General features: G+C 60.1%; 19 protein-coding genes and 1 other annotated feature. Of the genes, 8 read left to right on the top strand and 11 right to left on the bottom strand.

Going from position 1 to position 20,308, the window contains the following annotated elements:
• Positions 1-9 precede the first annotated feature (9 nt).
• From B5G28_RS04205 to B5G28_RS04195, 3 genes are all read right to left on the bottom strand, one after another.
• Entirely contained in the window at positions 10-1,326 is a 1,317-nt protein-coding gene (locus tag B5G28_RS04205; protein ID WP_087246472.1) for a competence/damage-inducible protein A, read from the bottom strand.
• 14 nt (positions 1,327-1,340) lie between these two features.
• Positions 1,341-2,540: a tRNA uracil 4-sulfurtransferase ThiI gene (gene thiI, locus B5G28_RS04200; RefSeq protein WP_087246471.1), complete on the bottom strand. Its 1,200-nt coding sequence runs from the start codon at positions 2,538-2,540 to the stop codon at positions 1,341-1,343.
• A gap of 77 nt (positions 2,541-2,617) precedes the next feature.
• The gene (locus B5G28_RS04195) at positions 2,618-3,769 is read right to left on the bottom strand and encodes a cysteine desulfurase family protein (RefSeq protein WP_087246470.1); all 1,152 of its coding nucleotides are present in this window, start codon (positions 3,767-3,769) and stop codon (positions 2,618-2,620) included.
• Between the two features lie 180 nt (positions 3,770-3,949).
• On the opposite strand from B5G28_RS04195, the gene B5G28_RS04190 reads away from it, so the two are divergent.
• Entirely contained in the window at positions 3,950-4,948 is a 999-nt protein-coding gene (locus B5G28_RS04190; protein WP_087246469.1) for a GDSL-type esterase/lipase family protein, read from the top strand.
• 72 nt (positions 4,949-5,020) lie between these two features.
• Here the strand turns inward: B5G28_RS04190 and B5G28_RS04185 are convergent, their stop codons facing one another.
• From B5G28_RS04185 to B5G28_RS04150, 8 genes are all read right to left on the bottom strand, one after another.
• Positions 5,021-5,392, bottom strand: a complete 372-nt coding sequence (locus B5G28_RS04185; protein WP_087246468.1) for a RidA family protein — start codon at positions 5,390-5,392, stop codon at positions 5,021-5,023.
• Positions 5,393-5,763: 371 nt separating this feature from the next.
• Positions 5,764-6,969 (bottom strand): threonine ammonia-lyase, encoded by a 1,206-nt coding sequence (gene ilvA, locus B5G28_RS04180; protein ID WP_087246467.1) that lies wholly within the window; start codon positions 6,967-6,969, stop codon positions 5,764-5,766.
• A 234-nt stretch (positions 6,970-7,203) separates the two neighbouring features.
• A complete protein-coding gene (leuB, locus tag B5G28_RS04175; RefSeq protein ID WP_087246466.1) occupies positions 7,204-8,280 on the bottom strand; it encodes a 3-isopropylmalate dehydrogenase in 1,077 nt (358 codons plus the stop codon).
• 15 nt (positions 8,281-8,295) lie between these two features.
• Positions 8,296-8,790 (bottom strand): 3-isopropylmalate dehydratase small subunit, encoded by a 495-nt coding sequence (gene leuD, locus B5G28_RS04170; RefSeq protein WP_087246465.1) that lies wholly within the window; start codon positions 8,788-8,790, stop codon positions 8,296-8,298.
• A gap of 21 nt (positions 8,791-8,811) precedes the next feature.
• Positions 8,812-10,071, bottom strand: coding sequence for a 3-isopropylmalate dehydratase large subunit (gene leuC / locus B5G28_RS04165; protein ID WP_087246464.1), 1,260 nt, complete (start codon positions 10,069-10,071; stop codon positions 8,812-8,814).
• A gap of 25 nt (positions 10,072-10,096) precedes the next feature.
• Positions 10,097-11,749, bottom strand: coding sequence for a 2-isopropylmalate synthase (locus B5G28_RS04160; protein ID WP_087246463.1), 1,653 nt, complete (start codon positions 11,747-11,749; stop codon positions 10,097-10,099).
• An 88-nt stretch (positions 11,750-11,837) separates the two neighbouring features.
• Positions 11,838-12,109: a binding site (T-box leader), on the bottom strand.
• A gap of 1,059 nt (positions 12,110-13,168) precedes the next feature.
• Positions 13,169-14,365 (bottom strand): site-specific integrase, encoded by a 1,197-nt coding sequence (locus B5G28_RS04155; RefSeq protein WP_158099575.1) that lies wholly within the window; start codon positions 14,363-14,365, stop codon positions 13,169-13,171.
• Positions 14,352-14,876 (bottom strand): helix-turn-helix transcriptional regulator, encoded by a 525-nt coding sequence (locus tag B5G28_RS04150; protein WP_087246461.1) that lies wholly within the window; start codon positions 14,874-14,876, stop codon positions 14,352-14,354. Before B5G28_RS04150 ends, B5G28_RS04155 begins: the two co-directional genes overlap by 14 nt.
• 750 nt (positions 14,877-15,626) lie before the next feature.
• On the opposite strand from B5G28_RS04150, the gene B5G28_RS04140 reads away from it, so the two are divergent.
• The 7 genes from B5G28_RS04140 to B5G28_RS04115 all read left to right on the top strand — a co-directional run bounded on the left by B5G28_RS04140 (position 15,627) and on the right by B5G28_RS04115 (position 18,821).
• A complete protein-coding gene (locus tag B5G28_RS04140) occupies positions 15,627-15,980 on the top strand; it encodes a helix-turn-helix domain-containing protein (RefSeq protein WP_087246459.1) in 354 nt (117 codons plus the stop codon).
• A 29-nt stretch (positions 15,981-16,009) separates the two neighbouring features.
• Positions 16,010-16,249, top strand: a complete 240-nt coding sequence (locus tag B5G28_RS14645; protein WP_158099574.1) for a hypothetical protein — start codon at positions 16,010-16,012, stop codon at positions 16,247-16,249.
• On the top strand, positions 16,203-17,021 hold the full coding sequence (locus tag B5G28_RS04135; protein ID WP_087246458.1) for an ATP-binding protein: 819 nt from the start codon (positions 16,203-16,205) through the stop codon (positions 17,019-17,021). Before B5G28_RS14645 ends, B5G28_RS04135 begins: the two co-directional genes overlap by 47 nt.
• A gap of 100 nt (positions 17,022-17,121) precedes the next feature.
• Positions 17,122-17,361: a hypothetical protein gene (locus B5G28_RS04130; RefSeq protein ID WP_087246457.1), complete on the top strand. Its 240-nt coding sequence runs from the start codon at positions 17,122-17,124 to the stop codon at positions 17,359-17,361.
• An 18-nt stretch (positions 17,362-17,379) separates the two neighbouring features.
• A complete protein-coding gene (locus tag B5G28_RS04125) occupies positions 17,380-17,646 on the top strand; it encodes a hypothetical protein (RefSeq protein WP_087246456.1) in 267 nt (88 codons plus the stop codon).
• 294 nt (positions 17,647-17,940) lie between these two features.
• The gene (locus tag B5G28_RS04120) at positions 17,941-18,273 is read left to right on the top strand and encodes a hypothetical protein (protein WP_087246455.1); all 333 of its coding nucleotides are present in this window, start codon (positions 17,941-17,943) and stop codon (positions 18,271-18,273) included.
• Between the two features lie 71 nt (positions 18,274-18,344).
• Complete coding sequence (locus B5G28_RS04115; RefSeq protein WP_144265470.1) at positions 18,345-18,821, top strand: sigma-70 family RNA polymerase sigma factor; 477 nt, start codon at positions 18,345-18,347, stop codon at positions 18,819-18,821.
• The last annotated feature ends 1,487 nt before the right edge of the window (positions 18,822-20,308 follow it).

The raw sequence follows: 20,308 nt of genomic DNA, 5'->3' as shown, positions 1-20,308 counted from the left end.
AGATGGACCTTATAAGATCAACGCCTGGTCCAGTGCCTCCAGCGCCTCAGGCCGGGTGCAGTCCTCGGCCGTCAGGCGGCAGCAGCCCGCCGGGGCCTTGCCCTGCATCAGCCGCAGGGCCAGCTCCAGGGCCGCATGGGCCGCCCGGGCCCGGACATTTTCCCGCCCCGAGCGGACGTAGTGGAATTTCTCCACCCAAACGCCGTCCTCCGTGGCACCGGCAATATAGACGGTGCCCACCGGGCGCACTTGGTCGCCGCCCCCCGGGCCTGCCAGCCCGGTGACCGAGACCGCCAGGTCCGCGCCGGCAGCCTGCCGGGCGCCCAGCGCCATCTGGGCCGCCACCGGTCCCGACACCACGTTGTAGCGCTCAATCACCGCCGGGTCCACCCCCAGCAGCCGGGCCTTGGCCTGTTCCCAATAGGTCACAAAGCCATAGCCGAACACGTGGCTTGCCCCCGGCACTGCGGTGAGCTGCTGGGCGATGAGGCCGCCGGTGCAGCTCTCGGCGGTGGCCAGGGTCATTCCCTTGGCCTCCAGGGTGTGGATCACGGTATGCGCCAAACCAGGTACATCTTCATCATACACCGCGTCGCCAAGAATATCATAGAACTTTTTGGCATATGCCCGGCACATGGCCTCCCCGTCCTGGTCGCTGGCCGCCCGGGCGGTGATGCGGATTTCGCTCTCGCCGGTCTTGCAGTAGATGGCCGCGGTGGGGTTGGGGCTGCTGAGCAGGTGTCGCACACGGTACTCGATCTCGCTCTCGCCCCCCAGAACCCGCAGCGTCAGGGAGTGCAGGGTGCAGTTCTGCCGGGCCAGCAGCCAGGGCCGGACCTGTTCCGCCCACATGGCTTTCATCTCGGCCGGCACCCCCGGCATCAGGACGGCGCAGCGGCCGTCCTGCTCAAACCAGGCCCCCGGCGCGGTGCCGTGGGCGTTGGGGATTTTCCGGCCGTGAACCGGCACCATGGCCTGTTTGCGGTTGTTGGGGGTGGTCTGACGGCCCATCCGGGTGAAAAAGCTCACGATCTTCTCCCACTCCTCGGGGTCAAAGACCAGCGTATCCCCGTAGCAGGCCGCCACCGTCTCCTTGGTCAGGTCGTCGTCGGTGGGCCCCAGCCCGCCGGTGAAAACCAGCAGGTCGCAGCGGTCCTTGGCCTCCCGCACCCAGTCGGCCAGCCGCTCATGGTTATCCCCCACGGTGCTCTGGCGCTGAACGGTGATGCCCAGCTGGGCCAGCTCCTGGCTGAGGAACTGGGCATTGGTATTCAGGATATTCCCCAGCAGCAGCTCGGTGCCCACGCTGATGATTTCTGCCGTCATGGCTCGGCCTCCCCTCAGTCTTCCAGCTCCAGCTCGTCGTTGATGCGGATGCGCAGCCGCTCGGTCTGGGCCGCCGCCTCGGCCTCCAGCTGGGCCAGGCCGGGCATGGCGGCCTCCGCCTCCAGAATCTCTTCCAGGGTGGGGCGGAGTTTGGGGTGGGGCGGGGTGAAGATGGTGCAGCAGTCCTCATAGGGCAGGATACTGGTCTCAAAGGTGCCGATGTGCCGGGCGGTCTCCACAATCTCGGTCTTGTCCATGCCGATCAGGGGGCGCAGCACCGGCAGGTCCTGGGCTGCATCGGTGCAGCGGAGGGCGTGGACGGTCTGGCTGGCCACCTGGGCCAGGCTCTCGCCGGTGATGAGGGCTTCGCAGCCCTGGCGCTGGGCGATCTGGCCCGCAATCCGCATCATGCTGCGGCGCATCAGAACGGTGAACAGCATGGCGGGGGCATTGTCCCGGATATACTCCTGGGGACGGGTATAGGGCACCACAAACAGGTTGCAGCTGCCGGTGTAGACGGTGGTGCGCTGGGCCAGGGCAATCACCTTGCGGCGGGCCCGCTCAGAGGTATAGGGAGGCGAGGCGAAGTGGATGTGATCCAGCGCCAGACCCCGCTTGGCCATACGGTAGGCCGCCACCGGGCTGTCAATGCCGCCCGACAGCATATTCAGGGCGCGGCCGCTGGTGCCCACCGGCAGACCGCCCTCGCCGGGGGTCTTGGGTCCGTGGACGTAGGCCCCGCGGTCCCGGATTTCCACAATCACCTTGCAGTCCGGGTTATGGACGTCCACCTTCAGCCGGGGATGCCGCTCCAGCAGATAGGCGCCCAGCTCCCGCATCAGGGCGGGGCTGTCCATGGGGAAGGTCTTGTCCGAGCGGCGGGCCTCCACCTTAAAGGTGACGGCATGGCGCAGGCTGTCTCCCAGATAGGACTCGGCGGTGCGGCAGATGGCATCAAAGTCCTTTTCACAGACGGCGCTGCGGCTGACTGCCGCCAGGCCGAACACCTTGCTCACCCGCTCAAAGGCCAGGTCCAGGTCGGCCCCGTCCTCCTCCGGCTCCATGTAAAAGGTGGACTGGGCGCACCAGACGTTGAACTTGCCGGCGTCCTTCAGCCGGAAGCGCAGAATTTTCATGAGGGCGGACTCAAACTGATTCCGGTTGAGGCCCTTGAGGGACATTTCGCCCTGGTAGCCAATGATTACTTCCTGCATATACATTCTCCTACTATAACAATCTGTCAAAACAAAAGCCAGTCCGGCCCGGGCCGGACCGGCCGTTTCCGGTTCCTTTAAAAGGACGCCAGGGTTTTCATGCCGGCCTCAAACCGCTCCAGGAAGGCGTCCACATCCTCGGGGGTGTTGTCGGCGCAGAAGGACACCCGGATGGCGGTGTCGATGGCCCGATCGCTGCGGCCCATGACCGCCAGGGTATGGCTGGGCTCGCCCCGGCCGCAGGCCGACGCCGAGGAGACATACACCTTCGCCTCGGCCAGCCAGGCCAGCATGGTCTCGCTCTTGATCCGGTTCTGGCTGAAATTCAGGATTTCAGGCACGCCGTCGGCGGGGCTGTTGATCTCCACCGTGGGGAAGGCCGCCAGCCCGGCCCGCAGCCGGTCATTCAGCTCCCGCACACGGGCGGTGCGCTCCCGCAGGGTGGGGGCCAGCTTTTGGGCGGCCGCCGCCAGGCCCAGGGCATAGGGCAGGTTCTCGGTGCCGGGCCGGATGCCCCGCTCCTGCTCACCTCCCAGATAGGGCGGCCGGAAGCTCTGGATCAGCTTGTCGCTGAGGAACAGGCCGCCCACCCCTTTGGGGGCGTGAATCTTGTGGCCGCTGACGGTGAAACTGTCGATGCCGCTGTCCGCCAGTTTGACCGGCAGCCGCATCCAGGCCTGGACGCCGTCCACGTGGACCATCACCCGGGAGTTGATCTTTTTGGCCTCCCGGGCCAGGCGCTCCACGTCGCAGCGGGCGCCGGTCTCGTTGTTCACCATCATGCAGGCCACCAGGACGGTGGAACGGTCCACCTGTTCCAGCATCCGGTCCACATCCAGCCGGCCATCGGTCTCAGGCGGCACAAACACCACCTGCCAGCCGCTGGAAGCCAGCTGCTCCAGAGGACGGCGGACGCTGGGATGCTCAAACCCCGAGCAGATGATCTTTTTGCCAAAGGTCTTGGTGAGAGCGCCGCCCAGCAGGGCCAGGTTGTTTCCCTCGCTGCCGCAGGAGGTGAAGTAAAACTCTTTGCTCTTGCAGCCGATGGTGCGGGCCAGAGCGGCCCGGGCATGGCCGAGAGCCGCCTCGCTCTCGGCGCCGGGCCGGTAGAGGGAGGAGGGATTGGCCCAGTGCTCCAGCATGGCGGTATGGATGACATCGGCCACCGCGGGGTCCACGATGGTGGTGGCCGCGTTGTCCAGATAATGCAGCGAAGGGTCTGTGCGCATCAAATTACCTGCTTTCTGTCAAGAATTCCTATTTTATAAGTATAGCATAAATCAAGCCAGGAAGAAAGGCCCCGCCGCCCCCTGGCAAAATTCACCTGCCGCCTTGCGCGGCGGTGGCGGGCGCTGTATAATAGAATCAATCATCAAAAGTCCCCGGGAAACCGGGGCAAGGAGGACCCTATGGCAGACTATCAGGAATACCGCCGCCATGTTCTGCACAGGCGGTGGCGCAGGACGTTTTCCACCGTGCTGGCGTTTCTGATGCTGGTGCTGCTGTGCGGCGTATGGGTGCTGTGGCGTCAGCTCTACCCCACCCGCCGCGAAAACAAAACGCCCCAGGTCACCCTGCTGGAACAGACCCTGCCCAGCACCGAATGGCGTACCCTCAGCTACACCCGTCAGACCAGCCTCACCGTCCAGAAACTGACCGACGGCATCACCACCGCCATGGATTTCCGGCTGGCGTCCATGCCCGAAACCCAGACCGCGCCGGTGGACCTGAGCTATTTTGACAACGCCGTCTTTCTGGGAGACAGCCTGACCCAGGGCCTGCAGATCTACGACACCGGCCTTCCCAACGCCCACTATTGTGCTTACCGCGGGGTAGGCCCCAGCGCAGTGGTCAACGGCACCACCTGCACCCGGGTGGACGGCGTCCAGGAAGTGCCGCTGGATGCAATGGTATCTTATGCCCCCGAATCTGTGTACATTCTGCTGGGCACCAACGTCCTGACCCAGGACACCGACTACACCAGTTTCCTCAACTACTACAGCCTGATGCTGGACCGCATCCGGAACCTTTTGCCGGACGCGGACATCTATGTCCAGTCCATCACGCCGGTGCGCCCCGAGGTCAGCGCCGACGCCAAGCACGCCGGCATGTATGCCGAGCGGTTCATCCGGGTGAACAATGACCTGGCGGCCCTGGCGGTGGAGAAGGGCTGCTACTTCCTGGATCTTTGGGAGGTGCTGGCGGACGAAAACGGCGACCTGAAAGCCGAATACGCCCAGCCCGACGGCTACCATCTGTTGCCTGCGGGCTATACCGCCTGGGTGGAGTACCTGCGCACCCATGTGGCCCACAATGACATTGTGAATCCCACCGAGGAACAGGTCCAGACCGCTGAGGCCGGCGTCCAGACCGAAAGTCTCCCCGCCGCAGCCAGCATCCCGGCCTGATTTCCCCTCACAGCACAAACAAAAAGGACAGCGCGTCATCCGACCGCTGTCCCTTTTCTTTTGTGGTTTTTGTTACCGCTTGGCGATGCACTCGATCTCCAGCTTGGCGCCCTTGGGGATGGCGGCCACCTGCACGCAGCTGCGGGCGGGGTAGGGCTCGCTGAAGGCCTGGGCGTAGACCTGGTTCACCGCGGCGAAATCATTGATGTCGGCCAGGAAAATCACCGTCTTGACCACGTTGGCCATAGTGAGGCCGGCCTCAGCCAGAATGGCCTTGATGTTGGCCAGGCTCTGGGCGGCCTGCTCCTCCACGGTGTCAGCCATCAAACCGGTGGCAGGGTTCACAGGAATCTGACCCGACACAAAGACCAGATCCCCCAGGTCCAGAGCCTGGCTGTAGGGACCGATGGCGGCGGGTGCGTTGGAAGTGGAAACAACGTTCATGGTAAGTTCTCCTTTTTCGGCAGGCTTGCGCCTGGGTGATGTATATTCGTCGAATGAAAGCCCCTGTCGAAGCAGAACGGCCCGGCCCATCACGCTGGACTCACAGGGCCGCAGGCCGGGAGCCTTATAAAGCTACCGGGAAACTGTCCCCTTTCGCCTGACCTGCTTCTGCGGCTGTCTGCCCATTTTCTCTCAAAAGCAGACGCAAAGACCGAAAAATCAGACTGGCACGACGCTGGACTCACAGGGCCGCAGGCCGGGAACCTCCTAAAGCGGCTGGAACCTTATCGCCGGCAGGGCCTTGTGAGGACCACAGCAGTCAGCGGTACCAGGTGAAGCTTTTTGCCAAGCTTTTTCTCGAAAAAGCGGGGTCAGGTGCGTTCGGCGACCAGCTGGAAACCGGCCTTGGCCAGCTCGGTGCGGATCTGCTCGATCTGGGCGGCGTCGCGGGTCTCCATGCCCAGCTTGAGGAAGCAGCTGGAGATGGGCATGTCGGGATCGGAACCGTCGTACTGAACCGATACCACGTTGCCGCCGCACTCGGCCACAATCCGGGATACCTTGGTCAGCTGGCCCGGCTTGTCCTCCAGGGCAATGGTCAGATTGGACTTCCGCCCGCTCATCACCAGACCGCGGGTGATGACACGGCTGAGGATGTTGACGTCAATGTTGCCGCCCGACACCACACAGACCACTTTCTTGCCCTGAATGGGCAGCTTGTGGAACAGAGCCGCCGCCACCGGCACCGCGCCGGCTCCCTCGGCCACCAGCTTCTGGTTCTCCATCAGGGAGAGGATGGCCGCTGCGATTTCGTCCTCGCTGACGGTGACCACCTCGTCCACGTACTTTTCGCACATTTCATAGGTCAGCTCGCCGGGGGTCTTGACCTGGATGCCGTCCGCAAAGGTGGAAGCGGTGTCCAGGGTCTGATACTTGTGCTGCCGCACCGACTGGTACATGCTGGGCGCGCCCGCCGCCTGGACGCCGTAGACCTTTACCTCGGGCCGCAGGGACTTGATGGTGAAGGCGATGCCGGCAATCAGGCCGCCGCCGCCGATGGGCACAATCACTGCGTCCAGGTCGGGCAGCTGGTCCAGAATCTCCAGACCGATGGTGCCCTGCCCTGCGATGACCAGCTCGTCGTCGTAGGGATGAATGAAGGTCATGCCGGTCTCGGCCTGGAGCTCCACCGCCTTGTCGTGGGCGTCGTCGTAGGTGCCCGGCACCAGACAGACCTCAGCGCCCAGGTTCTTGGTATTCTCCACCTTCATGATGGGGGCGCCGTCCGGCATGCAGACAATGCTCTTGATCCCACGGCGGGTGGCGGCCAGGGCCACGCCCTGGGCGTGGTTGCCCGCCGAACAGGCAATGACGCCCCGGCTGCGCTCCTCTTCCGACAACTGGCTGATCTTATAATAGGCGCCCCGCACCTTGAAACTGCCGGTCACCTGGAGATTCTCGGTTTTCAGGTAGATATGGCAGTCCTTGGACAGCAGAGGTGCCTCGATCAGGTCGGTGCGGCGGGCGATGTCCTTCAGCACAAAGGCGGCGTGGTAGATTTTATCCAGTGTAAGCATAATCCCTCTCCCAACAAAATACAGGGCCGGGACGCCCTGTGTCTCTTTCTGTAAAAAGGTCTGATAGACACCAGTATAGATTACATAAACTGTTTTGTCAAATGAAATCCTTTCACGACGCATTCCGGCTACCGCCGCCGGGGACGCAGACCGGCCCCCTCCAAACGACAAAGGCCCCCATCCGAGCCGCATCGGACAGGGGCCTTTGTCTCAAATAACAGGAAATCGCAGCGTTCAGTCCATCGCCTGAAGGATGGCGTCGCCCATGGCGGCGCAGCCCAGGCAGGTGCAGCCTTCGCTCATGTTGTCGGCGGTGCGCAGGCCGGCGTCCAGCACCTTGCCCACGGCCGCCTCAATGCAGTCGGCCTCGGCCGCCATCCCGAAGCTGTAGCGCAGCATCATGGCTGCCGACAGGATGCAGGCGGTGGGGTTGACCACGTCTTTGCCGGCAATGTCGGGGGCCGAGCCGTGGATGGGCTCATAGAGGCCCCGGGTCCCCTCGCCCAGGGAGGAGGAGGGAATCATGCCGATGGAACCGGTAATCATGGAAGCCTCATCCGACAGGATGTCGCCGAACATATTCTCGGTGACGATGACGTCGAACTGGGCGGGATTCTTGACGATCTGCATGGCGCAGTTGTCCACGAACATCTCGCTGTACTCCACATCGGGATACTCAGCCTGGAGGCGGTGCATCACCGCACGCCACAGGCGGCTGGTGTCCAGAACGTTGGCTTTATCCACACAGCACAGCTTCTTGCGGCGCTTCTGAGCCGTCTCAAAGCCGATGCGGCCGATCCGCTCAATCTCGTGCTCGGAATAGGGCATCAGGTCCACCGCCTGCTTTTCGCCGCTGGGCAGGGTGTCGGTGCGGTGCTCGCCGAAATAGACGCCGCCGGTCAGCTCCCGCACAATGATGAAGTCAATCCCCTGGGCCACAATCTCGGGCTTGAGGGGGCTGGCCGGGGCCAGCTGGGGCCAGATTTTGGCCGGGCGGCTGTTGGAGTACAGGCCCATGCCGGCCCGCAGGCGCAGCAGGCCCTTTTCAGGGCGCTTGTCGCCGGGCATTCCCTCCCACTTGGGGCCGCCCACCGCGCCCAGCAGAACGCTGTCGGCGGCCAGGCATTTGTCCAGCTCGTGCTGGGGCAGCGGGTCGCCGTATTTGTCGATGGCCTCGCCGCCCATGGCGGTGTCAATGTAGTGGAAGGTGTGGCCGTATTTCTCGGCGACCTTATCCAGCACCCGCAGGGCCTGGCGGACAATCTCGGGGCTGGCGCAGTCGCCCCAGATGACGGCAATGTTCTTTTCCATGGCGGTATCCCTTTCTTACTTGGCGTTCTTGGCCTGGATGGAGTTCATCAGGCCGCCGGCGGCGATGATCTCCTGGATGAAGGGCGGGAACGGCTCGGCCTGAAAGACCGCGCCGGTGGTCTCGTCGGTGATGACGCCAGTGTCAAAGTCCACGCTCACCAGGTCGCCGGCCTCGATGGCCTCGGCGGCTGCCTCACACTCCAGGATGGGCAGGCCGATGTTGATGCTGTTGCGGTAGAAAATCCGTGCAAAGCTCTTGGCGATGACCACCGAGATGCCGCTGGTCTTGATGCACAGGGGTGCGTGTTCCCGGGAGGAGCCGCAGCCGAAGTTCCAGCCGCCCACCATCACGTCCCCGGGCTGAACCTTGGCGACAAATTCCTTGTCGATGTCCTCCATGCAGTGGGAGGCCAGCTCTTTGGCGTCCTGGGTGTTCAGGTAGCGGGCCGGGATGATGACGTCGGTGTCCACGTTGTCGGGATATTTGAAAACATGACCTTTCGCGTTCATTGCAGTGTACTCCTTTCGTCGTCAGACCGTGCGGGGGTCGGTGATATAGCCGGTGAGGGCCGAGGCGGCTGCCGTGGCCGGGCTGGCCAGGTAGACCTCGCTCTTGACGTGGCCCATGCGGCCCACGAAGTTGCGGTTGGTGGTGGAGACGCAGCGCTCGCCCTCGGCCAGGATGCCCATGTAGCCGCCCAGGCAGGGGCCGCAGGTGGGGGTGGAGACGATGCAGCCTGCATCGATGAAGGCCTCGGCCCAGCCGCGGCGGATGCACTCTTTATAGACTGCCATGGTGGCCGGAATGATGATGCCCCGAACGCCCTTGGCGATGTGCTTGCCCTTGAGGATGTTGTAGGCGGCCTCCATGTCCTCCAGACGGCCGTTGGTGCAGCTGCCGATCACCACCTGATCGATCTTGATGTCGCCGCCCTCGCTGGCGGGGTGGGTGTTCTCGGGCAGGTGGGGATAGCTGACGGTGGGCACCAGGGCGGACAGGTCAATCTCGATGGTCTGCTCGTACTCGGCGTCGGGATCTGCCTCGTAGTAGACAGGGGTGCGCTGGCTGCGGCCGGCCAGATAGGCCTTGGTCACCTCGTCCACCGGGAAGATGCCGTTCTTGGCGCCGGCCTCAATGGCCATGTTGCAGACGCACAGACGGTCCTCCATGGTGAGGCTGGCCACGCCGGGGCCGGTGAACTCCATGGACTTGTACAGAGCGCCGTCCACACCGATCTGGCCGATGATGGAGAGGATCAGGTCCTTGCCCGAGACCCGCTCGGGAAGCGAGCCGGTGAGGACGAACCGGATGGCGGCGGGCACCTTGAACCATGCCATGCCGGTGGCCATGCCGGCGGCCATGTCGGTGGAGCCCACGCCGGTGGAGAAGGCGCCCAGAGCGCCGTAGGTGCAGGTGTGGCTGTCGGCGCCGATGATGCAGTCGCCGGCGGTGACGATGCCTTTTTCGGGCAGGAGGGCGTGTTCAATGCCCATTTCGCCCACGTCGTAGAAGTTGAGGATGTCGTATTTGTTGGCGAAGGTGCGGCACTGCTTGGACTGGGTGGCGCTCTTGATGTCCTTGTTGGGGACGAAGTGGTCCAGGACGATGGCGATGTGCTCCTTGTCGAACACGCTGTCAAAGCCGGCCTTCTCAAACTCGTTGATGGCCACCGGGGTGGTGATGTCATTGCCCAGGACGATGTCCAGCTTGGCGTTGATGAGCTGGCCGGCCTTGACCTGCTCCAGGCCCGCGTGAGCGGCCAGAATCTTCTGCGTCAGAGTCATTCCCATGATATGGTTCTCCCTTCATCCATTCTCACTTGTTGTTGATGGCCGACACCAGCGCCCGGATACCGGCCACAATGATGTCGGTGTCGGTGCCGGCGCCCCAGGTGGTGGTGCCGTCGCCCCAGACCAGGCCCACATAGGAGGCGGCGCGGGAAGTGGAGCCGCCGTCCAGGCTGTGCTCAGAGTACTGCTCCAGGTGGAAGTCCATGCCGGTGGCGGTCTGGATGGCGTTGGCCACAGCGTCCAGACGGCCGTTGCCGATGGCCACCACTTCGCGGGTGGAGCCGTTCATCTCCAGGGTGACCGATGCGGTGATGCCGCTCTTCTGGATGAAGTGGGCCTCGGCCACGTTGAGGGGTTTCTGCTTGTTGAGGTATTCCTGCTCAAAGATGCGGCAGACCTCGGCGGCGGACAGTTCCTTGTGGCTGTGGTCGGACACGGCCTTGACCTTGTAGCCCAGGTCCTCCCGCATTTTGGCGGGCAGGTTGTAGCCGAAGTTCTGTTCTAGCACAAAGCCGATGCCGCCCTTGCCGCTCTGGCTGTTGATGCGGATGACGTCGGCGTCGTAGGTACGGCCGATGTCGTGGGGATCGATGGGGATATAGGGGCAGGTCCAGCGGTGCTCGCCGTTGGCCTTGCGGTAGTTCATGCCCTTGGCGATGGCGTCCTGATGGCTGCCCGAGAAGGCGGCGAACACCAGCTGGCCGGCGTAGGGGCTGCGCTCATAGACGTGCATCCGGGTGACCCGCTCGTAGGTCTCGCAGATGGCGGGCAGGTCGGAGAAGTCCAGCTTGGGGTCCACGCCGTGGCTGTACATATTCAGGGCCAGAGTGATGGCGTCCACGTTGCCGGTGCGCTCGCCGTTGCCGAACAGGCAGCACTCGATTCGCTGGGCGCCCGCCAGGACGGCCAGCTCGGCGCAGGCCACGCCGGTGCCGCGGTCGTTGTGGGGATGGGTGGAGAGGATGACGCTGTCCCGGTTGTGGAGGTGGGCCGAGCAGTACTCGATCTGGCTGGCGTAGACGTGGGGCATGCTCATCTCCACCGTGACCGGCAGGTTGATGATCATGGGACGGTCGGGGGTGGGTTCCATGATGTCGATGACGGCGTTGCAGACTTCCAGAGCGTAGTCGGGCTCGGTGCCGGTGAAGCTCTCGGGGCTGTACTCAAACAGGAAGTTGCCCTCATATTCCTCGCTCAGCTGTTTGACCAGCTTGGCGCCGTCGATGGCGATCTGTTTGATCTCATCCTTGGACTTGTGGAACACCTGTTCCCGCTGGGCCACCGAGGTGGAGTTGTAGAAGTGGATGACGGCCCGGGGAGCGCCCTTGACGGCCTCGAAGGTACGGCGGATGATGTGGTCGCGGCACTGGGTCAGAACCTGGACGGTGACGTCCTCGGGGATCATGTTCTGCTCAATCAAAGTCCGCAGGAACTCATACTCGGTCTCGCTGGCGGCGGGGAAACCCACCTCGATCTCCTTGAAGCCGATCTTAACCAGCATCTGGAAGAACTCGATTTTTTCCTCCAGGCTCATGGGGACGATCAAAGCCTGGTTGCCGTCCCGCAGGTCCACGCTGCAGAAGGCGGGGGCGGTCTCGATGTGGTCTTTCTTGACCCAGCTGTCATAGCCGGCGGGTGCGGGGTAGTATCCGGGTGCGTACTTGGTGGCGTCCATCATAGCGGTATCCTCCTAAACGATGCGTAAAATACGTTGAATCCCTGGCTGCGCATACAAAAAGGCCCTCGTCGCTCAGGGGGCGAAAGCCCTGAGAGACGAGAGCCTGTAAGTTCTTTTACAGGGCACCCGTGGTACCACTCTCTTTGCCGCAGATGATGCGGCCGCTCGACACGATCAGCCAGCCATTGGCGGCGAATCGCTGCCCCAATAACGGTGGGCATCCGTCGAAGCCTACTGGAAATGATCGTTCAGCTTCGCTGCTCAGGGGCCAGTAGCCGAAAGTTCCCACACCGCCTTACACCACCCGGCGGCTCTCTGCAAGCGGGACATCCTTCGATTTTTCCCCGTCAGCGCATTTGGTTGATTGCTAACATTGCGCTTATTTTATCACTCTACGCTCCTAAAGTCAACCCCCGACTTTTCCGCTTTTTTGAAAAAAAGCTTGGCAAAAAACTTCACTGGGTACCATACACTTTCCGGGTCTCCGACACTTCCGCGGGGCCTCTACGCCCAGGCTCGCACCCGGCGTTTGGGGCTGTGCCCCGGTACGATGCAAACAAACTCAAAACCTGATTTTACAGGTCAAGCATTGTCATCCGCTCTAGAAGGCTCCCGGCGTTTGGGGCTGCGCCCCGGTACGATGCAAACGGACCCAAAACCTGATTTTACAAGTCAAGCATTGTCATCCGCTCTAGAAGGCTCCCGACGTCTGGGGCTGTGCCCCGGTTCGATGCAAACGGACTCAAAACCTGATTTTACAGGTCAAGCATTGTCAGCCGCTTTAGAAGGCTCCCGGCGTTTGCGTCTGTGGCGCGATGCGATATAAGGTTTTCCCTGGCCTGATTTCATCGTACTGCCGACTTCTTTGATCCGCACAGGGCCGCCGGCCGGGAACCTCATAAAGCGATAAAGCGACCAAAACCCAACCTCCGGCAGGACCTGGTGAGGACTGCATCAGTCAACGGTACCAGATGAATCAGTCCCCACAAAACCATGCATCGTACCGCGCCGCAGGCGCAAACGTCGTGTGAGCAAGGCATGTTTGCCGCCGGCGGGGGTGTATAAAGAGCGGCCAGAGTTCATGGTACCCAGTAAAGCTTTTTGCCAAGCTTTTTCTCGAAAAAGCGGGGTGATTTGTAAAGTTTGCATTATCCGAAACCGCTTTTTCTGGTGTTGTCTGATTCTGAATTCCCCCAAAATTTACCGTCATATTTAACTGTATATCACCAATTATTCAATTTTCCGTTTTGTCTTGTTCTTTCTGCTGTCGTCTGTGTATGTTGCGGTTTTTCTGGTAGATGTTGCGGTTTTTGTTGCGGTCAAAATTTTGACCCCCGCCGGGGATAGACCGATAAATGACCAAAAGAAACTCCAAACACAAAAGGACGCCGGTCCCCTGTGAGGCTGGCGTCCTTCTTTTCAGGCTTTCTTTTCTTCCGGTTTGGGCTGCTGGAGAGCACTCCAGACCATCGAGGCGGCCCGGTTGGCTGCTGTCTGGTTTGTATGCGTGTAAACAGCCAGGGTTGTGGATATCTGCGCATGGCCCAGACACTGGGCGACGGCGGCCACGTCTGCCCCCTGTGCTATAGCAAGGCTGGCGAAGCTGTGCCGCAGCTTGTGGGCGTGAAAGTCCTCTATCCCGTACCGCTTGCCCATCTGGGCAAAATGGGCTGTAATGCTGTTGGGGTTCATGGGTTCGGTGCTGTGTGGCCGGGCAAATACCCACCGCACGGTGACCGGTTGCTCCTGGCGAAGCTGGCGCAGCAGGTCCAGCACATCGGGCGGAACCAGGACGGCCCGTTCTCTGCCGGTTTTGGGGGTGGTGGTGTATGTGCCGCCTTTGCAGGGCTGGAGATTGCGCCGGATGGTTATTTCCCCTGTGTCAAAGTTCACACAGTCCCATTGCAGCCCGGCGGCCTCCCCCCGGCGGATACCGGTAGAGGCCAAAAGCAGCACCAACGCCCGCCAGGTCAGCGGCTCCCGCTGGATGGCCTGGAAGATCGCCTGTAGTTCATCCGCCGTATATGCCAGCTCCTGCCGCTCTATTTTGGTATCTTTGGACGCCGCCGGGCGGCGCGCCTTTTTCATGGGGTCATGTTCCAAAAGGCCGTCCTGGACAGCCGCTTCAAGGATCGCCCCCGTGATAATCCACACCAGTTCCTGCGTGGCCTCTGCATACCCTTCAGCCTGGACGTTATAAAACAGGGCCGTCAGCATGGGCGGGGTTATCTCCCCCAGCAAGCTAGGCCCCAGCGCCGGCAGGATATGCAGCCGCAGGGCGCTTTCATATACCCGCATGGTATTGCGGGCACTGCTGGCCCGCTTCTGGGGCAGCCATACCCGTTCGGTATACTGGGCGAATGTCTGGACCTTTGCAGCCTTTGCGGCGGCCCGGCGGGCTTCTTCCTGGCGTTCCCCGCGGATCAGCACCCGCCCGCCTTTTAAATCGTTTTCCAGCTGGGCGGCAAACTTCCTCAGTTCCCGCTGTGTGGTTTTCGCGCTCCATGTGGGTTCCGGCCTGAATGTGCGATACACCCGGTGGCCTCTGCCGTCGCTGGCCTGGACCTGGTAGACGGTGCGGCCTTTGCTGTCGGTTTTCTGTTTAATGCTGGCCATCCGGTTCAGACCCCCCTTCGACAGTTTCATAGTCGATGCTTTGTTCTTCCGGCCCGTCAATCCGCCATGAGACCGGCAACGTAATCCCCGGGCTTCGATACCTGGCAATCTCAACTAATTCTCTAACCCGCTCAAGTGCTACCTTTTGACCTTCAAGATTAAGCATCTGAACCGCTTCACTTATTAGGTCAAGATTTTCCTCTTCTGTCCATAAATCAAAATTTTCTAGTTGGTCAATTTCTTTGAAAGAAAGAGAATTGCGAACCTTGTCAAAATAATTTTGGTTTTCTGCAGGAGTTGGTAGAAAATAAGTGATATTCGTTTCGAGCGTTTCCGCTATTTTCCGAAGTGTGTCAATTCGAGGTTCGCGCAATCCTTTTTCATATTGTCGTATAGTAATGGGTGCAAGACCCACCTTTGCAGCAAGTTCGGCCTGTGTCAGACCAGCCCTATGCCGCTCTATTGCAATTCGCCTGCCGATCGTGGCCGCCGCGTTGTTACGTGGTTTCATATCATTGCCCCCTTGAAAGCAGTATACCACGCTTTCTACTCCGATTCAATACGAATCCTGTGCGTACACTTGACAGATTCGCAATGAATCGCTATAATGCGTTACAGGGATTCAAATTGAATCGGATGTGATTCAGACGAAACTCAGCAAACGAAAAATGGAAATAGCCCTTGCAAAGTCCGGACTGTCGAGTTATGCACAGCTGGCCCGCAAAATGGGATGCAATGCACAGAGCCTGTATACCACGATGAGTCGCAATAATTGTCGACCCGCTACCGTTGGCAAAATCGCCAATGCGCTGGAAGTACCGGTGGAGGATTTGGTGGAGGTGACGAACGAATGAGAAAACGAAACGCAGCACCTGACGCCCCTTTTCAGCGCCCGGCGGATGCGGCCCGGATTACTGGTATTCCTGTTTCGCACATCCGGGCGGGCACCCGTGACGGCTCTATTCCCTGTCAGTGGTTTGGCCGGTCTTGCCTGGTAAATATGCCGGCATACCTGCGGCAACTGGGGGTTACAGAGGCCGCCGGAACAGAAATCAGCACCGGGCCAGAGAGTCCCGGCGATAAATGAGCACAAAAAAGCCGCCCTTGCGTTTTCCACGCACGGACGGCAGCTGACGGCCTATCAGCACCATAAAACTTGTTTTTATTTTATCACACATGGAGACCAAAACCAAGTGAAAATTGCAGACTTTTTACATACAAAGTCCCGGCTTTCACCCAAGCATAATGTTCGGGGGTAAAGATGGGAGACGACCGAAAAAATGAGCCGAGAGACTATTTTTTGATGCTCCCGGCCAGCGTTGCCCGGCGATGGTTTAACCCGGCGGTATTGTATGCCGAAATACTTTCACTGTCTCGGAACGGGACTTGCGTGGCCTCTGACGCTTTTTTTGCAGAACGGTACAGTGTCGACCAGAGAACAGTAAGAAATGCGCTCAAGAGTCTTGAGTCTGCCGGACTGATTGAGAGAAAGCGAGCCGGATCAGCGGCCCGGGAAATCATCGTCAAGGGCGAACTTGTGGACGGAAAAAATCTTCCGATTACCCGGAAAAATCTTTCCGATGACGCGGAAAAAATTTTCCGAATAGTAATATAAGCTTAGTAAATAGCTTAAGCAAGCAGGCATTGCCCACAGATCAAGAGGTTTTTCAATATGCCCAAAAGATTGGGCTGGCTATGGACGCCGCCGAACGGTTTATCCGGCAGATGGAGGCTGACGGCTGGCAGATTGATGGGCAACCGGTCAGAAGCTGGAAAGCTTTATTGAAAAGCCGCTTGCAGTGGCAGACAGAAAACGAAAATGGAGGAGTGACCCAAAATGAGCCAAAACCAGAGCCAGAACGGCGCTTTGGAATCCACTTGTAAAGTCCCGTACACGCTCACGCTTGCCCAACGAATGAACCAGCACGACCCGAAGCGATACCCGGACAACCCGTGTCCCTCTTGCAACGGGTCCGGCTGGCTATATGAATATGCCTTTGAGGACCCGACGGGGGTCAAAGCGGGGGACCAGGGGTGCCGCGTGCCTTGCCCTGTCTGCTACGACCGCAAACACGCCGCAAAGAACCGCCTTGCTTCTGGCCTTCCTGAAGAGCTGAAGAATAAAACTTTGAAAGGCTTTGAATGTTCTGAACCCTGGCAACGGCAGGCCCTTGAAGCTGCTGTATCTTTCGCCAAAAACCCGGAGGGGCTGCTCTTCCTTGGTGGGCAAAGTGGGTGCGGGAAGTCCCATCTGGCCGCCGGGATTATCTACCATGTATCCGAAAGCGGCTCCCAGCCCCCGCTTTATTACAGCTGGCCGGAGCTGCTGGCAGCCGTCCGGCGGTCAAGCCGAAACTGGCGGGCCGATGATGTTCGGGACCTTGTGAAAGATTGTCGGGCAGTCGTTGTCCTGGATGATTTTTTAGCGGCACCGAATGGCCGTCCATCTACTGCCGCACTCGAAACCGCGTTTGAAATTATCAGCGCCCGAACCGCCAACAAGCGGCCAACCGTGCTGGCCAGCCCTTATACTGCTGAAGGGATTAACGGATTTTATTCCGTTTTGTTCAAGAAAATTTCCCGCGCCGCCGGGGATCGCTTGATTTCCATTGACCCGGACGAAAGAAAGGATTTTTCGATGGCGAAAGTCGTTTGATACAAAGACAACAGATCAGGCCGCCCGCAGCTGGAAGCCGCCAAAAAATAGCCACAGCGGCGCATAAACGCCGATTGTATTTGAGAAAGCGAGGATTACTATGTTTTACCTGAAAGACAACGAAAAGAAGCTCCCCATTACCTGCGACAACGTCTATACCACCTGTCCCCAGTGTGGCCGGGAGCACAAGGTTGACTTGGAGGAAATTCTGGAAAGTGGGGAGCATGACCTGGACACCACACAGGTTTATTGCGAAGAATGCTCGGCAGAACGTCAGGCCAACCGGCAGAACGCGACCCCCGGCGGCGCTTACGAAACGGTGCAGGCCATTGCCCAGTGATTCCGAGTAGACGTGAAAGTGGTGCAGGACATTGTCCGCGGCGGCATGGCAGCCGGCCTTTCTGCGAATGCCTGTTTTCTGGGGGCGCGGCTGGCGTTGTCTATGGCGACCGGCGACAGTGAGCTTTTCAGCGTCGAGGAAATGGCCGATTCTCTGGGCTGTTCCGTTGAAGAGATGATGAATCAGCTTCATGCTGAAGGCGTCGAGCCTGTCACAGTGGCCACGTCTCCCATCTTCCGGGCGGTCATTGAAGAGGTGAAGCGGGAACGCGGCTTGAATGAGTAAGTGCACCGCCAGCAGATCGGCCCCGGCGGGTTATTGCGCAAGCCCACAAATAGAGGCCCGTAGACGCCGCAAAGCTTCAAGGTATGAAAGTTATATGCCGAATCCTTGAAAAACCTCTACAGAGGCCCGTAGCCGCCGCCGAGCGTGCTTTGATGGCTACGGACCAGAGCAAAAGGTAAAAACAGTGAGTCACCGCAAGCCCTTTGACCCTAAACAGAGGCCAGAGGGCTTTTCTTCATCATCCTTTTGTTTCAGCTGTGACGAGAGCAAAGACACCACAGAAAGGGGATCACAATGCGCACAGAGATTACATCGACCGACCGGCAGGCGGCAAACGCCGCCCTTGCAGCTCTGGCCGCCGCCGGGAACGGTTTTGCTTTGGGCCAGCTTTGGGAAATCAACCAGGATTTTGTGGGGCAGCAGGTGTGGAAGTGGTACACCCGAAACCAGGGCACCGCACAGGCGCACGGCCTGACGTTGGAGGACCTGAAACAAGAAGGCTTTTTTGCTGTACAGTACGCCGCAGAGCATTACAGCCCGGAAAAGGCAGCTTCACAACCTATCTGTCCTTGTCCCTTCAAGGGCAGATCAGCAAGGTGCTTCGGGGCGCACATATTCGCCTGGTAACCGCAGAGGATGGCCGGGAGGTTCAAGTTTCGGCCGACGTTCTGAACGGCTGTGCAAGCCTGGACACTCCCTTGAACGATGATGACGCGGGCGGGGACACGCTGGCCCTTGTCCAACCGGACCCGGCAGCGGCGGCAGCCTTTGCGGCGGCAGAGGACGATATTTGCAATAAAGAATTGCGGGCCATTCTGGAAAACGCTATTGACGAATTGCCAGCCCAGGAAGCGGCAGCCGTGCGGGGCGTTTGCCTGAATGAAAAAGCGCCGGCTGACGTTGCAGCCGCTGAAGGTGTCACCGTTAAGCAGATCAGCCAGGCCAAAACAAAAGCCCTGCGCAAGCTGGGCAAAAATCCGCAGATCAGGCGCTGGCATGATGCTGTTATTTCTGTGCAGGCGTGGCGCGGCACCGGCTGGGGCGCATGGAACCACAGCGGCAGCGTGGAAGAGCGCGCGGTCGAATACCTGGAAAGAAAGGAAGAACAAAGGGCAGAGGCCAAAAGGGCCGCACAGATGGCCCGGAGCCTGCGAGAAGAAGCGCGGAGCGAATAAACCCCAACAGGAAAGGCCGGTCCAGATTTGGGCGGGCCTTTTTCTGCGGGCGGCTTTATGTCAACCAACAGAAAAGCCCGCCGGCTGAGTGGATCAGCGCCCCGGCGGGGCAGGGGCCAGGGCTAGGGCTTTGGGGCTTATGCTGCTGGATCAGCGCCCCGGAACCGGTGAAAGGCGGCTTTTTAAAAGTACGATAAATAGGATTTTATTACACGACAACGCCCGCGCATAAGGCCGGGCGTCGGATTCCCGTTTTAGAAATCCGGTCAAACTTAAAACCATAGGCTAACCCGGTGAAACGCCGGTTTAGGATCGGCAGCACCCCGGCGGCATAAAACTTCAACCCGCGCAATTTTGCGCCGGTTGGAGCCCTCAAAAATGAGGAGTCCACAGGCCCGCGCAATTTTGCGCCGGCTGGAACCCATGGCACCCCGGAGGCGACCGGCGGCGGGGGTGGTGCGGGAAATTTCCGGCCCCTTTGCCGCAGCAGCCCAGGGGCACCCGGCAGCGGGCAGGGGTCGGCGCATTGCAGACCCCTTGCAAAAGCTCCATAGACCCCGCCGGAGGTTGATGATTCCCCAGTTTTGGGGTGTCCACCCTTGCAAGGCCCCGCAGCCGTGAACCCAGAGCGAACCCAGAGCAAACCCCGAAAAAACACACATTTGGGACGGCTGACAGCAGGTCCGCCGGGATTCTATTGGGCGCAATTTTGCGCCCAGTGAACAAAGAGCGAATAACGAGAAATGCGCAGCGTGTGGCAAGCCTGAGAGCCCCTATAATGGTCGCAAAACATAAAGCGGTAGAGGAGGAACACGACAAGCGCCAAAAAGGCGCTACAGAGGCCCGCAGGCGGCCCGGGCGACGGGGTAACGATTTGTGACCCCATGGGCAGATGGTCTTTTTCTGTCCTGAGAGGATACAGCCCCAGCGGATCAGTTGGAAAATACCTTCTCGGTTTTGAGAAGATACAGCCCCGGCGGGGTTTCTACACACGATAATGCGCGGGGGTGGATCGTGGGCGGTATGGCATTCAAAACACAAGTTTTCCTAAGTACACGACACAAGCGGGCGGGCGTTTTATGACACGGCAGCGCGCCCGAGGCCGGCGCAATTTTGCGCCCAGCAGACACAAAACCCGGCGGCGGTGTGACTGTCCCCAAAATTGGGGGCAATGATTTTCCCACACGACAACGCGCCCAGGGCCAGAGGCAGCGGCAGCAGCCAAAGGGAAAGCCTGGGGCCTGTCTCCCCTATCGCTCAAAAATGAGCAAAAGCCCAGCGCCGGCGTCATTGGGTCCAAAATTGGACCCAGTGCAGCCCCGGCGGGGGTTTGGGACAAAATTGTCCGAAACTGAAAAAAGCCCCGCACCTGAACTGCTCCAGTAAAAGTAGACAGTGAAAAAAGAAGGCCTCCTGTGGTAGAATAAAACTACTACAGGAGGTCTTTGCTATGCCCAGAAAATACAGCCACATTCAGGAACACGAGA

The organism is Faecalibacterium sp. An77 (genome assembly GCF_002161315.1).
Classification (GTDB): domain Bacteria; phylum Bacillota; class Clostridia; order Oscillospirales; family Ruminococcaceae; genus Faecalibacterium.
The sequence above is the reverse complement of the archived record's forward strand: the minus strand, read 5'-3'. Positions and strand labels throughout refer to the sequence as shown.